This is a genomic window from Cupriavidus sp. NPDC089707 (assembly GCF_044748965.1).
In the GTDB taxonomy this organism is placed as follows: Bacteria; Pseudomonadota; Gammaproteobacteria; order Burkholderiales; family Burkholderiaceae; genus Cupriavidus.
Genome location: NZ_JBIVHB010000010.1, coordinates 134,088 through 147,995, shown reverse-complemented (window position 1 = coordinate 147,995; position 13,908 = coordinate 134,088). Strand labels below are relative to the sequence as shown.

Below are 13,908 nucleotides of genomic sequence, written 5' to 3'. Positions count from 1 at the left end.
CACGTGCCCGCGCAAGTGGGCCTGACCTCTTGCATGACTGCTCCTGCTGCCCCCACTCCGGCCCCCACCCCCGCCGGCCGCATCTGGCGCTTCGGCGACAACGTCGACACCGATGCCATGGCCCCCGCCGTGCTGATGAAATCGCCACTGCCCGTGCTGGCACGGCACTGCCTGGCGTCGCTGCGCCCCGAGTTTCCAGGCAGCGTGCAGCCGGGCGATGTGGTGGTAGCGGGCGCCAACTTCGGCATCGGTTCCTCGCGCGAGCAGGCGCCGCAGGCGCTGCGCGAACTGGGCGTGGGCGCGGTGGTGGCGCTGTCGTTCGGCGGGCTGTTCTACCGCAACGCGATCAACCTGGGACTGCCGGTGCTGGTGTGCGCGGAGGCCGCCCGGCTGGCCGACGGCGCCCGGGCGGCGCTGGACCTGGACACGGCACTGCTGCGCCTGGACGACGGCAGCACGGTGGCATGCGAGCCGATCCCCGATTTCCTGCGCGAAATCCTCGGCGCCGGCGGGCTGGTGCCGCACCTGAAGCGGCGCCTGGCCGTCCGGGCCTGACGCTGACGCTGACACTGCCGCTGGCGTCAGCCCGCGCGCGTGCTGGCCGCCTGGCGCAGCAGCCCGAGCGCCTCGTCGTCGCTGGTCTGGGTGAAATCCAGGTAGAAGGAGCCGACCGCGCCGAAGTTGGGCGGTGTATTCAGGCAGATCACCTCGTCGGCCGCCAGCTCCAGGCTGGCCAGCCCTTCCTGCGCGCCGACCGGCGTGGCCGCGATCACCCGCGCGGCGCCGGCCATGCGCACGCCTTCCAATGCGGCGCGCATGGTCGCCCCGGTGGCAACGCCGTCATCGACCACGATCACGGTACGCCCGGCCCGCGCCGGCACCGGCGCGCCGCCACGATAGCGCTGCTGGCGGCGGGCGATCTCGTCGAGCTGGCGCCCGCGTTCGGCATCGAAGCTGCCGCTTTCCACCGCACGGCGCGCCCAGGGATCGTCGTTCACCACCGTATGCGGCCCGCCGCCGCCGGCATCGCCCTCGACCACGGCGCCCAGCGCCAGTTCCGGGTAGCCGGTGGCGCCGATCTTGCGCACCAGCAGCACATCAAGCTGCGCACCGAGCGCGCGCGCCACCTCGAAGGCAACCGGCACGCCGCCGCGCGGCAGCGCCAGCACCAGCACCGGCTGGCCGAGCTTGTCGGCGCCGAAGCCCAGTTCCGCCAGGCGGCGGCCAAGGTAATGGCCGGCTTCGCGGCGATCGGCAAAGCACGGTGGGACTGGCATGGCGCGCTCCCGGTTTGGCTGGCCGGCAGGCAGGAGTCCCGACCGGGCCGGGGCCCCGCACGGTGGCCCTTCGGCCAATATAGACCTTGCCGCGCAAGGCGTCGGCGCAACCGGAGAATTGCCCTCATCCGCCCACAACGTCACGCAAACCGCCCCGATTGAACGCGATTGCGCAACAGTGTGTTCAACAGCACGGGGGCTGATCCCGGCGTGCGGGCGCATTAGCATGGTTGCGTTGCCAATCGCCGGCCCGGCCGGCCTCTCTCTCGACCTTCCGACCTTCCGACATATCGCAGCAAAATGACTTCGCAAGCCCACGCCCAGCATCCTGCCCACCCATCCGACGCCACCGAAGCCGCCAGCCTGAACGCGCCCGACATCCCCTTCGGCTCGCTCGAAGCCGCCGCGCTGGCCGAATTGCCGTACACCTTCCGGCCGTCCGGCACCTGCACCCGCTACTACAACGAATACTTCGGCTGACGCTTGCGCTAGCCGGCGTCCGGCTCCGCCGCGCCGGCACGCATGACTCGCTCGCACAGTGCGGCCAGGCGCGCGGCCATGTCGCGCGCCGGGGCCGGCAAATCCGGCTGCGCGTGCAGGCTCAGCTCGACGTCCGGCACTGCCGCCGGCCAGCCGCCGCCATCCAGCACCTGGTGATGCGCCGTGGCCAGGCGCCGCGGCAGCAGCGTGATGCCGAGCCCGTCCGCCACCGCGGCGAGGATGCTGGCCAGGCTCGCGCTGACGAAGGCGATGCGCCAGGGCCGCCCGCCGGCGTCGAGCGCGTGCGTCATCTCGCCGCGGTACAGCCCGCCGGCGGGAAACGCCACCAGCGGCACCGGATCGCGCGCCACCGCCGGGCGGCTGCGGCTGTCGATCCAGCACAGCGGCTCGGGCCAGTTCGCCAACCCCGGCGCTTGCGCCACGCGCTGCTTGACCAGCACCAGGTCGAGCTCGCGGTCCTGGAACCGCTGCCACAACTCGTGACTCATGCCGCTGGTCACCTCCAGGCGCACCCCGGGCCAGTCGTCGGCAAACCCGGCCAGCACCGGGGTCAGCGGCCGCGCGGCAAAATCCTCGGGCACGCCGATGCGGATCTCGCCCTGGCCTGCGCTCTGGCGCAGCTGCCCGACCGCCTCGGCCATCAGCTGCTGCAGGCGGCGCGCGTAGCCCAGCAGCCGCTCACCCTCCGGCGTCGTCACCACGTAGCGCCCGCCGCGGTCCAGCAGCACGCAGCCAAGCTGGTCTTCAAGCCGCCGCACCTGCTGGCTGACGGTCGACTGGGTCAGGTGCACGCGCTGCGCGGCGCGGGTAAAGCTGCCGCTTTCCGCCACGGCGACAAAGCTCTGCAACAGCACGGGATCGAGTCGGGGGTCCTGCATGGCCGGGCCTTCCATTGGGTTTTCCACTGCCGGCGATTTCATCATTTAATTTCCCAATCACCAACCCCCGGCGTACAGTTGCGGCCTGCCAACTGCCATGCCGCAAGTCTTGCGAGCGTGGACTCACTTACTGGGATCCCTGCACAAACGATGACCACTCACCAGGAATTCATGCGAGAGGCGGTGCGCCTTGCCGCAGCCAACCGCGACCGCGGCGGGCGTCCCTTCGGTGCCGTGCTGGCGATCGACGGCCAGGCCGTTGCCACCGGCGTCAACGACATCGTGCACAGCCACGACCCGACTACCCACGCGGAAATGGAAGCGGTACGGGCCGCGGCGCGCAAGCTGGGCCGTCCGGACCTGCGCGGCAGCGTGGTCTACGCCAGCGGCCACCCCTGCCCGATGTGCCTGGCCGCGATGACCATGGCGGGGGTACAGGCGGTCTACTACGCCTTCGACAACAACGACGCCGCGCCCTACGGCCTGTCCAGCGAAGCCGCCTACCAGGCAGTGCGCCTGCCGCTGGATCCGCCGCCGCTGCCGCTGACGCGCGTGCCGGCAGACCTGTCCGCCGCCCAGCTCTACGGCCCGCGCGCCCCGCGCGTCTGACATGGCGGACATGGCACAGGCGCCAGACCGCGCCGGCGCCGCGGCATGCACGCGCAGCGCCAGGGCACCGGCGCGCTGGCTGGTGCTGGCCGCCGTGGCAGGAATCGGCCTGAACCTGCGGCCCTTCCTGACTGCGGTGGGGCCGCTCGCGCCGTCAATCCGCGCCGGCACCGGCCTCACGTACCAGGGCATGGCCTGGCTCACCTTGCTGCCGATGCTGCTGATGGGCGTGGGCGCGTTCTTCGGCCCCGCGTTGCGCGCGCGCCTGGGCGCGCGCAACGCCGTGCTGGCTGCGCTGGCGCTGCTGGGCGCGGGCTGCGCGCTGCGCCTCGGCGTGACCGACGGTGGCTGGCTGATCGCCTCGGCGGCGCTGTGCGGGCTGGGCGTGGCCGTGGTGCAGGCGGCCTGCCCGGGACTGGTCAAGCAGGAATTTCCCGGCCGCGTGGCCCCGGTAATGGGGCTGTACTCGGCCGCGCTGATGGGCGGCGGTGCGCTGGGCGCGCAACTCTCTCCCTACGTAACGGCGCTGTCCGGCAGCTGGCGCGAGGCGCTGGCGCTGTGGTCGCTGCCGGCGCTGGCCGCGCTGGCGCTGGCCTGGGTGGCGCTGCCGCGCACGCATCGCAAGGACCGGCTGCCGGACCACGCAGCGTCGCGCAGCCAGTCCGCGGGCGCGGCACGCGCCCTGCTGCGCCGGCCTCGCACGTGGCTGCTGATGGGATGCTTTGGCGTGATGAATGGCGGCTATGCCTCGCTGGTGGCGTGGCTGGCGCCGTTCTACCAGGGACACGGCTGGAGCGCACCCGCCAGCGGCGCGCTGGTTGCCCTGATGGCGGTGGCGCAGGCCGGCGCGGCGCTGCTGCTACCGGCGCTGGCGGCACGGCGCGTCGATCGGCGCGCGTGGATGGTGCTGGCGCTGGCGCTGCAGGTGACCGGCTTTGCCGGGCTCGCGCTCTGGCCCGACGCGGCGCCGTACGCATGGGCCGTGATCGGTGGCGCCGGACTGGGCGGCTGCTTTGCGCTGTACCTGGTGGTGGCGCTGGACCACCTGCCCGACCCGGACAGCGCCGGCGCGCTGAGCGCACTGATGCAGGGCGGCGGCTTCCTGCTGGCGGCACTGGCGCCCTGGCTGACCGCGATGCTGCAAGCCCATACCGGCGGCTTTGCCGCGGGCTGGTGGTACCACCTCGGCTGTGCCGCGCTGGTAGGCGTGCTGACGCTGCGACTGAACCCGGCCAGCTACGGCGCGGCCTATGCCGCGCCGGCGTCCGCGGTCACGCCGTCCGCCGTCCTCCGAGAAAGCCGTCGATAACCGGCCCCGAAAGCCCTCAGTAAGTCTTGTAGGGCAGGAACTTGCCCGACATCTCGATGCGCACCCGATCCCCGTTGGGGTCGGATTCGCGCTGCAGGTCCATGCGGAAATCGATCGCGCTCATGATGCCGTCGCCGAACTCCTCGTGGATCAGTGCCTTGAAGGTGGTGCCGTACACGCTGATCAGCTCGTAGAAGCGATAGATCAGCGGATCGCTCGGCACCGCTGTTGGCAGCGAGCCCTTGTATGGCACCTCGCGCAGCCAGGCCTGCGCCTCGGGCGGCAGCCCGAAGATTTCCGTCACCGCGCGCGCCCCGGCCTCGTCGAAAGCCATCTGGCCGAGGCAGGCGGCCGTCGTCCATTCCTTGCTGCGGCCGACGCGCCCGGCAACCTGCGCCCAGGTGATGCCGCGCCTGACCTTGGCTTCGATGATGAGATCGGTAACGTCGCTGCGGTTCATGCTGCCTCCGTGACAATGGCGTGAATGGATGGAAGCCATGCGGAGCGCCACCGCCCGTTGGCGGCAGGTCAGCGAGTCAGCGCGGTTTCGACCGTGGCCGTGGCATCTGGCGTCTCCAGTTCCTGGGGCAGCGCGAACAGCGCCGCGGCGGGTGGCGACAGCCCCTGCAAGAACTGCAAGGCAAGCACGATGAGCATGATTGGCATGGCGCCTCCTTCAAGCACACGTGGCAGATTCCGCTTCCTGGCCCGACCGGGCTCCGTCTGGCACTCCGCCAGGCGCAAGCTTCATGCCATTGGCGCGGTGCCGCTGAGCGGCCGTACTGGCAACCCGCGCGCACCGTAATGAGCCTGCCCGGCACGCAGCGCGAGCCATGTTGAAGCATGCTGCACCGTCTCGGCCATTCCCTGCAAGGACTCGGGCAAGGAATCGGGCAAGAAATCGCGGCTAGGCTTCGGCATTGCCACCGGCCGTACCCGTTTCTGCGTCAGCGTTGCAGAGCGCCCGCCGCCAGGCCGGTACGCTGGCGCCTGCCTCGCAGCGCCCGCGTTTGCTTGCGAGATCCATTTCCGATGTAACGTCACATTACGCCATCCGAGGGCTTGCCGCATCCTTCCGCGGTGCCGCTCCGGCGTCCGGCGCGCCTTGCCACATAAGGCTCCACAGGCATCGCCCGGCATCGCGTACCCGATCCCGCACGGTTCAGCCCTATGTGAGACAGCCTTACAAGTGCAAGCACGCAGCGAGGGGGCCGGTCGCTACATTGAAGCCGTGTCCAACGCGATCCCGCCAGGAGCCCAGAAATGAAACGAGCCCTTTCCCTCGTCGTGCTGCTGTCCACCACGGCCGCATTGCTTTCCGCCTGCATCGTAGTGCCACCGCGCGGCGGCGCGCCGCACCGCCACCACCATCACTACGACCGGTATTGATCCTTGGATTGATCGCCGGATCGATGATCGATTGCCTGATTGCCTGACAACGACCGCCCCCAAGGAGCCATTCCATGAAACGCCAGCTCATGCTTGCCGCAGCCGTCCTCGCCACGGGCGGCGCCTTCGGACTCATCGCCCCCGCCGAAGCCCATCCCACCGCCGTGGCCCACGGCTATGGCCATCCGCCGCCGCCGCCGCGCTATGAGCCGCATCCCGCCGCGCGCCGCGGCCAGGTCTGGGTGCCCGGCCACTGGGTCGGCGCGCGTGGCCGCTACGACTGGCGCCCCGGCTACTGGCAGGCGCAGCGCCCGGGCCACCGCTTCGTGCCCGACCGCTGGGTGCGCGGACCGCATGGCTGGGTGATGCGTCCGGGCCACTGGGCCCGCTGACGGACGGGGTTCCGATACCGGCTTGCCACCTTGGCGGACGCAGTTGGTGGCAAGCCGGGTGCAGACCGGTGCAGTGGCCTTGCCAGGTCTCATTCCGAGGGTGTAGCCACCCCTCATCCAGAAGCACTAGGCCATGCGCCCGAGCGGGCCATAAATCGCGCAGATATATTACGAAACATCGCATCAAACTGCCGTTTCATAATTGCGCCACCTGCATGCGCCATATATTCCGTACACCCCACTATAGGGTTACCAACCCCTCTCATGCGGGCTTCTGATAATGCGATCTGTTTCAACGCTGCAACCATTTTAAATTCAGGTGTCACATCGGTGAAACTGCCGAAACCCGGCACCAGGGCGGCGTTTGCGGAACCTGGCATGGCGCATTTGGGTGAATTCTTTAAGGATTATGACGAGCCTGTCATTCCCACTCTGTCTCGTCCCAATTCAGCTCGCTTGCAATCCACTCAACCAGCCCATAAGATGAATTTAAGCCGATTTAGGAGCGAGAATCTTTCGGGTTCGGGTTCGGGTCAACCATCCAGCCTTCAACAAGTTCCAACCAGAAGAACGGGACTGCCGGGGCATGGAAGCAAGGGGGTCACACACGCGGACAGACACCAATGGTGGCTGCCGTCCTGTACTGCCCTCCATACGCAAAGCGCCCCGCAGTCCGCTCCCGAGTAACGGGGAGTGAAGTCAATGAACGCGTTGCTGATCGAGGAGCATCCGCTGCTCCGGCTCGGGCTGTTGCAGATGCTCGAGAACATCCAGGAATCCGCCCAGGTGGCAGCCATTGCGCCCGCGGACATCGCCAGGCTGGATAGCCGGCACCACCATGCAGACCTGCTCGTGTTCGGCATGCCCGCCGAACCCGGTCCGGGCTGGGCACAACTCGAACAGGCCCAGGCCGTGCTGCAGCCGCAGCGCGTGCTGATCCTGGCCGACGTGCTGCCCTTGCACGTGCCCGATCCGGAAAGCGCCCGCGGCGTTTGCGGCTGCCTGCCGAAGACAGCCTCGCTGGCGGTGATCGAGGCGGCCATCCGCCTGGCCATATCGGGGGTGCAAGGCCTGCTGTTCTCGGCCGAGACCGGGACCACGCCTTCCGCCTCGCGTTCGGCCATGCCGGCGGTGCAGTCGCTCGCCTCGGCCGCGCCGCTGCCCTTGCCGGCGAACCTGCCCACCGACTCGCTCTCACTCGCCTCTTGCGCCAGCACGCAGCGCAGCACGCCGCGCGCTACCGTGGCGGTGCGCGACCTCACCGACCTGAGGCCGGGCCAGCCATTGCCCGCGCCAGCTGCCGCCAGCGCCGTGCCGATCCCCGAGGAAGAGCCGAGCTACGGCGAAGCGGAAATGCTCAAGATCACGCCGCGCCAGTACGAGGTGCTGGTGCTGCTGGCACGCGGTTATCCGATCAAGACGGTCAGCCGCATGCTGAATATCTCGGTGGCCACGGTGAAAAGCCACGCCTGCACGCTGTACCAGCGGCTCAAGGTGCGCAACAAGGGTGAAGCGGTCTACGCCGCCCTGCAGCGCGGCGCGACGCTGGAGTGGGTCAGCGGCGACGAGCCGTTCACGCGTGACAGCAGCCGCACGGTGGTGGGTTCGCCGCGCGCAGAAGCCGCCTTCCGCAGCACCAGCCAGACGCTGTAGCAGCATCACTGGCACCGCGCCGTGCCCGCGCCAGACGGCGCCGGCGCACGTGCCAGCTTTCACGCCGAACATCGGAGGGGTCAACCATGCCGGCAAGCACATTCCTGCCCACCTTTTCGGTGTGCATTCTCACGTGCGACCATCCCGAGGGCCTGCAGCGCGCGCTGCAGGCGGTCGCTGAATCCACCATGCCGCCGCACCAGCTGATCGTCACCGACGACAGCAGCGGCTACGCCACGCGCGAGATGATGCGCCGCGACCATCCGGACATCACTTACCTGGAAGGGCCGCGCCGCTGCCGGGCGGCCAACCGGAATCGCGCCTTGCGCGCGGCCACCGGCTCGCACGTGCTGTTCCTCGACGACCAGAGCTTGCTGGGCCCGACCTTCCTGCAGCAGATGGCCGAGTGCATTGCCGACGACCATATCCGCCGGGCTACGGCCGGCTGCGCGACGCCGTTGATCCTGACCGGTACCGAGGTATGCCAGGGGCAGCCAGGGCGCCCACGCAAGCCTGCCTTCCTCGGCGATCCCACGCAGGACTACCGGCGCGGCGAACGCCTGCGCTCGGTGCTGCTGCACAGCGCGGTGTTCCCGCGCGCGCTGTTCGAGCACGCCAGCTTCGACGAGCAGCTTGCCGGCGGCTACGACGAACTCGAACTGACTGGCCGCGCGGTGCAGGAACTGGGCTACCGCATCGAGCTGGTCGCGAGCGCCGTCAACCAGCGCCTGCCTGACACACACCCCACACGCCCCGCGGCACGCGCCGAACGCGCCGGCCCGGCCTGCGACGCCGCGCGCCTGTACGTGGCCTGCCAGCGCTACCGGCGCGGCCATCGGCGCCCGGTGAAGGCGGCCCTGTTCCTGCTGCTGGCGCTGCCGCATGCGCTGGGCCGCGACCTGCGTACCGCCGGCGCGCGCGGCGCCGGCGATTTCTACGCCACCGCGGGCTGCCTGTGGCAGTTGCTGCGCGGGCCGCGCGCCGACCTTGGCGAAGGTGCGGCGGCGGAAGGCCTGGGCGTGCCGCTGCCGCGCGACTGAGCGGCGCACCAGCCCGGGGCATGCCCCGGGCGTACCCATTTCTGCGGATGCGCGAGCGCCCCATGCATATCGGGTCGCCAAGGCATCGGCGGTGTCCGTTCCCCCACCTGCAGTGCCTGCATCGTCGCACCGGGGCGTTCCGACACCGTCTTGCGCAACCGGCATGCGTACCCGTTTCTGCGCACGCCGCGCCACCCGCCCCCCTTCGCCGAAGCCGCGTTCGGCAGCGCACGTAGCCTAATTGCGCCACCCCGTGCAGACACGATAGCTTTCCAGGTAAGCGAATCACACCGGCACGTCGTGCCGGGTGCAGCGCCGCCAGCACCACGGCATGCAACGTGCCGGCGGATGGCGTGCGCGCTGACGGGAAGAAGAAGAGCCGTGCCATGAACACACCGATATGGATGCATCGAGCGGAAACCGCCCCCTGCCGGTCCCAGGGAGTGCGCCAGGCAGTGACGACGTTGAAGGCGATGCCGGCCGGCATCGCCCAGCTGACGTGGCAGGAGGTGCGGCCATGAGCGGCCTGCGCTTGCCAAGCCCCATATCCCTGACGCGCCGGCAGAAGATCGTCGTGATGATGACGATCGACATGCTCGCGTTGCCACTGTGCTTCACGCTGGCGCTGCTGCTGCGTGCTGGCGACGATGGACTGATCAGGCAGTATGGGATGCTGCCGCCGCTGTTCATCGCGGTGCTGACGATCCCGGTGTTCGCCTTCAGCGGGCTTTACCGGACCGTGCTGCGGTATATCGACCTGAAGGTGCTATGGGCGGCTGGCATCAGCATGGCGGCTCTGGTCGGGCTGACCTACGCGATATCATTCCTGATCAACGATAGCCGCCTGCCGCGCGCGGGCCTGCTGATCTACTGGTTCATCGCCTTCGCCTACGTGGTGATCTCGCGCTTCCTGATCCGCGCCCTGGTGCGGCGCACCCAGCTGTGGCGCAACTCCCGCGGCCATCCGACCCGGCATGTCGCCATCTACGGCGCCGGCGAGGCGGGCTTCCAGCTGGCCAACGCCATGCGCGCCAGTGTCGACCACGAGGCCGTCTGCTTCTTCGACGACGATCGCTCGCTCGGCAACCACACGTTCGCCGATTTGCCGGTGTTCCATACCTCGCGCCTGAGGACGGAGCTGCAGCGGCTGTGCGTCGATGAAGTCGTGCTGGCGGTGCCATCGCTGTCGCCGGAGCAGCGCAAGCGGATCCTGGACAAGCTGCACCGGTGTGCGGTGAGCGTGCGCACCCTGCCTACGCTGCTGGAACTGGTAGACCGCAAGATCACCATGCAGTCGATCCGTGAAGTCAAGCTTGAGGACCTGCTCGGCCGGCCCCCCGTGCCGCCGCGTGAGGCGTTGTTCGCTAAGTGCACGCACCGCAAGGTCGTCATGGTGACTGGCGCAGGCGGTTCCATCGGCAGTGAGCTGTGCCGCCAGGTCGCCTCGCAGCAGCCAGGCAAGATCATCTTGTTCGACCATTCCGAGTGGGCGCTGTACATGATCGAGCAGGACCTGCGCCGCAACTTTCCCGGGGTGCCGCTGATGGCGCGCATCGGCTCGGTGTGCGACGCCAACGCGGTAGCCGCGGCGATGCAGGGACAGCAGGTCGATACGATCTACCACGCCGCGGCGTACAAGCACGTTCCACTGGTCGAAGACAACATGCCAGAAGGCATTCGCAACAACGTGCTGGGGTCGCTCACCATCGCCAACATGGCCGATCGCTTCGGCGTGCAGACCTGCGTGCTGGTCTCGACCGACAAGGCCGTCCGGCCCACCAATGTGATGGGCGCGAGCAAGCGCATCGCGGAGCTGATCTTCCAGGCCGCCGCGGCCAGGCCCGGTACCCGCACGGTCTACGCGATGGTCCGCTTCGGCAACGTGCTCGGGTCTTCCGGCTCGGTGGTTCCGCTGTTCCGCAGCCAGATCGAAGCGGGCGGGCCGATCACGATTACCCACCCGGATGTCATCCGCTTCTTCATGCTGATTCCCGAGGCCTCGCAACTGGTAATCCAGGCGGGGGCCATGGCTCGCGGCGGCGAAGTGTTCGTGCTGGACATGGGGCAGCCGGTTCGGATCGTGGACCTGGCCAGGACAATGATCGAGATGGCGGGGCTGGTGGAACGCACCAGCAAGAACCCGAACGGGGACATCGAGATCGCGTTCGTCGGCCTGCGCCCGGGTGAAAAGCTCTATGAAGAGCTGCTGATCGGCGGGGACGTCACGCCGAGCGAGCACGAACGCATCATGTGCTCGGAAGAGCCGCGCCTGGAGGAAGCAGAACTGCGGCAAAAACTGACCCGGCTCTACGCGGCCTGCGACTCCCGCGACGAAGTGAGCATTCAGTCGGAGGTGCAGTCGATCGTGCCGGAATACGCCCCGTACTCCTCGCTCGGCGATGCCTCGCGCAGGCCGGAGCGGGCCGCCCCGGCAGACAGCAGCCTCGGCAGCCAGGATGTGCAGGACGACACCAGGGCGCCGCGGCAGCTCGGGCCGCGGCCGGTCGCGCTGCACCGGGTCGCGTTCCAGGCGGGGAGCCCACCCGACCCAGGCGGCGAAGTCGAACCGGCGCGGCTGCTGGGCTCAGGCAAGCTGCTCTGATCCGCAGCGGCCGGCGCGCGAATCTCCCTGGCGCGCGGACAAGAAGAAGGCCGACTCAACGGGCGGCCTTCTTTTGCTGCTGATTCCCAAGCGACTATTCGCCTGACTTGCGATAGGCCGGGAAGAACCCGCTCAGATCCTCCAGCACCGTCGGCGTGCCGCCGCACAGCGCCTGGTACTTGTCGGCATCCACCACCACGCGCTGTGTGCAAAATACATGCGTGTCCGGCGAAAACCCGCGCTTGAAGCGGAACAGCGAATCCTCCGCCGATCCGCCGAGGCCTCCGCCGAGGTGGTAGTACCGGTGCCCCTGCTCCCGTCCCCACTGCCGGATGGCGTGCAGCATGATCTTGCTGGGCTGCCGGTGCCGGTAGCGGGCGTCGATGCCCATCAGGTGGCCCTGCAGGATGCCGCCGTCGCCGGATACCGTGACCGTCGCGCCGCCGATGATGACGCCCTCCTCCTCCGCCACAAACAACCGCAGCCGGTCTCCGAGCTCCTCGGCCAGGCTGTAGTGATAAGCGTCGTCGAAGAAGTAGTAGTCGGATGCACGCAGCCTGTCCATCGACGCATTGTAGAGACGGATGAAATGTGGCAGCGTTTCCAGCGTCTCATCCATGCGTACCGTGACCCCTGCCCGCATGGCCTTGGAAATCTCCAGCCTGTGCCCATGCGAGGTGTCCCGCCAGTGCTCGGCCTCGCTCTTGGACAGGTCAATCGAGATCGTCTGGCCATGCTCGATCAGCGTGCCAACGGCACCGCGCCAATGCGCATTGACGATCGGATTCAACCGGATAAAGCACGAGACACATCCTTGCCCGCGCAGCGTTTCCATGGCCGTCGCCATGGCCTCGTCAACAAACGAGTCCGGGGCGTCGTCGCTGACAAGCGGGCCGGCAAACCCGTAGGGCGAACTCGCGTCCCAGTCCTTGCCGTTGATGTCCCGGTTCAGCAGTGGCAACAACAGCTCATGGCTGCCGTCCGTGACGTGGACGGCAAACGGCTTGCCGCCGCCTTCATGCTGCGACGCCCGCAGCCATCCCGGCATGTGGTGGCTGTCATGCCGGCAACGCTGGAGCACCGCGAGCCATTCGGCGCTGGAAGTCTCCAGTAGATTGGTCTTCATCATCATCGATCCTCGTCGGAAGTATCGGGACTGGTGGCAATGTGCAGAATGATTTCGCCAAGGCGCTCGATGTCGCGCGGGCCATAGCGATGGTCGGCATGCACGACCAGGATGCGCCCGGACAGCCGGCGGTTGTCCTCGGTGGCGGCGGGCCAGGTCATGGGCCACAAGACCGCCGGGTAGACATCCCTCGCGATCAGCCGTTGCCGGAGGCGGTCGCGCTGTGATGCGTCGGCGCACAGCAGGATGCCGTACGCAGGTGTTACCTGCCATTGCAGGCCAGCGGGCAGGCCGGCCATGCAGGCCGCCAGCAGCGCCAGGTTATCGTGCCGCCGCTGCCGCATCCGGCGCAGATCAAGCGCCGGCGCCAGCACGCGCGTTAGCGCCGACGGCCCGGAGACCTCGGCATCGCTGCGCAGGTTGCCTTCTGCTTCGCCCGCGAGTGCCAGGAAGGTTGCTTTGGCGACCTCCGCGCCTGCCAGGTAAGCGGCCTTCATCGACATGGCGGCGGCCATGCCGGCGGCGGCGCGCACATGCCCTGGGGTAGGCGCCATGGCGTGCGTGAACGGCTGCCCGGCCGGCGGCCGCACCAGCCCCCCGTCGGGTACGGGCAAGGTCTTGCGCAGCGACGCGAACACGTAATCCGGCGCACGGGCATATGACCAGTCGGCAAGCAGATCGTGCGAGCGGTCGAGCAGGACGCTGCCGCCCTGCACGTCAACACCCGCCCGCAGGCCGAAGTATTCGGGAACGATCGCAGCCTCGTCCGGCGCCAGCAAGAGCGGCGTGGGGTCTTCGAACGGGGCATGTGGATATATGCGGACGTCGATGTCGCCGGCGAGATCGTCAAGCACCGCGTGACAGTAGTAGCTTGGCGCGTAGATCCGCCGCCAGCCGCGTGAGCGCCCCTGCGCCACAATCGCCCGCAGCGCATCGCGCCCGGAGCCGGTCAGCAGGTCGCCCGGGCGCAGCCACGGCGCTCCGCCCGGGGGCGACAAGGGGGCCGCCGGATCGAGATGAAAGAATGAGCCGAATTCCGAGGCAGGTTTCATGGGTGCCATATCGCGTGCTCAACGAGAAATCCGTGTGAAGCCCAGGCACCCGCCCGATGTGCCTCTCGGCATGCGGCGCA

16 protein-coding genes are annotated in these 13,908 nt (G+C 68.7%); 9 read left to right on the top strand and 7 right to left on the bottom strand.

Features of this window, described 5'->3' with window-relative positions:
* Nucleotides 1–33 precede the first annotated feature (33 nt).
* A complete protein-coding gene (locus ACIP1U_RS18045; protein WP_400317322.1) occupies nt 34–555 on the top strand; it encodes a 3-isopropylmalate dehydratase in 522 nt (173 codons plus the stop codon).
* A 26-nt stretch (nt 556–581) separates the two neighbouring features.
* Here the strand turns inward: ACIP1U_RS18045 and ACIP1U_RS18040 are convergent, their stop codons facing one another.
* Entirely contained in the window at nt 582–1,277 is a 696-nt protein-coding gene (locus ACIP1U_RS18040; protein WP_400317319.1) for a phosphoribosyltransferase, read from the bottom strand.
* A 300-nt stretch (nt 1,278–1,577) separates the two neighbouring features.
* Between ACIP1U_RS18040 and ACIP1U_RS18035 the strand changes: the two genes are divergently transcribed.
* Nucleotides 1,578–1,757, top strand: coding sequence for a hypothetical protein (locus tag ACIP1U_RS18035; protein ID WP_209762021.1), 180 nt, complete (start codon nt 1,578–1,580; stop codon nt 1,755–1,757).
* A gap of 8 nt (nt 1,758–1,765) precedes the next feature.
* On the opposite strand, the gene ACIP1U_RS18030 is transcribed toward ACIP1U_RS18035, so the two are convergent.
* Nucleotides 1,766–2,656 (bottom strand): LysR family transcriptional regulator, encoded by an 891-nt coding sequence (locus ACIP1U_RS18030; RefSeq protein WP_400317316.1) that lies wholly within the window; start codon nt 2,654–2,656, stop codon nt 1,766–1,768.
* A gap of 150 nt (nt 2,657–2,806) precedes the next feature.
* Here ACIP1U_RS18030 and ACIP1U_RS18025 point away from each other — a divergent pair, with 150 nt between their 5' ends.
* Complete coding sequence (locus ACIP1U_RS18025; RefSeq protein ID WP_400317313.1) at nt 2,807–3,265, top strand: nucleoside deaminase; 459 nt, start codon at nt 2,807–2,809, stop codon at nt 3,263–3,265.
* A gap of 10 nt (nt 3,266–3,275) precedes the next feature.
* Nucleotides 3,276–4,574, top strand: a complete 1,299-nt coding sequence (locus tag ACIP1U_RS18020) for a cyanate transporter (RefSeq protein WP_400317310.1) — start codon at nt 3,276–3,278, stop codon at nt 4,572–4,574.
* A gap of 16 nt (nt 4,575–4,590) precedes the next feature.
* Here ACIP1U_RS18020 and cynS read toward each other — a convergent pair whose 3' ends face one another.
* Nucleotides 4,591–5,034 carry a cyanase gene (cynS, locus tag ACIP1U_RS18015; RefSeq protein ID WP_400317307.1) on the bottom strand — a complete coding sequence of 148 codons (444 nt, stop codon included), beginning with the start codon at nt 5,032–5,034 and terminating at the stop codon, nt 4,591–4,593.
* Between the two features lie 68 nt (nt 5,035–5,102).
* Nucleotides 5,103–5,240, bottom strand: coding sequence for a hypothetical protein (locus ACIP1U_RS18010; RefSeq protein ID WP_165971554.1), 138 nt, complete (start codon nt 5,238–5,240; stop codon nt 5,103–5,105).
* A gap of 597 nt (nt 5,241–5,837) precedes the next feature.
* Between ACIP1U_RS18010 and ACIP1U_RS18005 the strand changes: the two genes are divergently transcribed.
* Together ACIP1U_RS18005 and ACIP1U_RS18000 are read left to right on the top strand one after the other, a co-directional pair.
* Complete coding sequence (locus tag ACIP1U_RS18005; RefSeq protein ID WP_400317303.1) at nt 5,838–5,963, top strand: hypothetical protein; 126 nt, start codon at nt 5,838–5,840, stop codon at nt 5,961–5,963.
* A 74-nt stretch (nt 5,964–6,037) separates the two neighbouring features.
* Nucleotides 6,038–6,355: a hypothetical protein gene (locus ACIP1U_RS18000; protein ID WP_400317301.1), complete on the top strand. Its 318-nt coding sequence runs from the start codon at nt 6,038–6,040 to the stop codon at nt 6,353–6,355.
* 113 nt (nt 6,356–6,468) lie between these two features.
* Here ACIP1U_RS18000 and ACIP1U_RS17995 read toward each other — a convergent pair whose 3' ends face one another.
* Complete coding sequence (locus ACIP1U_RS17995) at nt 6,469–6,735, bottom strand: hypothetical protein (RefSeq protein ID WP_400317298.1); 267 nt, start codon at nt 6,733–6,735, stop codon at nt 6,469–6,471.
* Nucleotides 6,736–7,057: 322 nt separating this feature from the next.
* Here ACIP1U_RS17995 and ACIP1U_RS17990 point away from each other — a divergent pair, with 322 nt between their 5' ends.
* From ACIP1U_RS17990 to ACIP1U_RS17980, 3 genes are all read left to right on the top strand, one after another.
* The gene (locus ACIP1U_RS17990) at nt 7,058–8,008 is read left to right on the top strand and encodes a response regulator transcription factor (protein WP_400317296.1); all 951 of its coding nucleotides are present in this window, start codon (nt 7,058–7,060) and stop codon (nt 8,006–8,008) included.
* An 86-nt stretch (nt 8,009–8,094) separates the two neighbouring features.
* A complete protein-coding gene (locus tag ACIP1U_RS17985; RefSeq protein WP_400317293.1) occupies nt 8,095–9,048 on the top strand; it encodes a glycosyltransferase family 2 protein in 954 nt (317 codons plus the stop codon).
* Nucleotides 9,049–9,565: 517 nt separating this feature from the next.
* Nucleotides 9,566–11,650 (top strand): polysaccharide biosynthesis protein, encoded by a 2,085-nt coding sequence (locus ACIP1U_RS17980; protein ID WP_400317290.1) that lies wholly within the window; start codon nt 9,566–9,568, stop codon nt 11,648–11,650.
* Between the two features lie 94 nt (nt 11,651–11,744).
* On the opposite strand, the gene ACIP1U_RS17975 is transcribed toward ACIP1U_RS17980, so the two are convergent.
* Both ACIP1U_RS17975 and ACIP1U_RS17970 read right to left on the bottom strand, forming a co-directional pair.
* On the bottom strand, nt 11,745–12,776 hold the full coding sequence (locus ACIP1U_RS17975; RefSeq protein WP_400317287.1) for a GNAT family N-acetyltransferase: 1,032 nt from the start codon (nt 12,774–12,776) through the stop codon (nt 11,745–11,747).
* A 2-nt stretch (nt 12,777–12,778) separates the two neighbouring features.
* Nucleotides 12,779–13,828, bottom strand: a complete 1,050-nt coding sequence (locus tag ACIP1U_RS17970; protein ID WP_400317285.1) for a hypothetical protein — start codon at nt 13,826–13,828, stop codon at nt 12,779–12,781.
* Nucleotides 13,829–13,908: the final 80 nt, after the last annotated feature.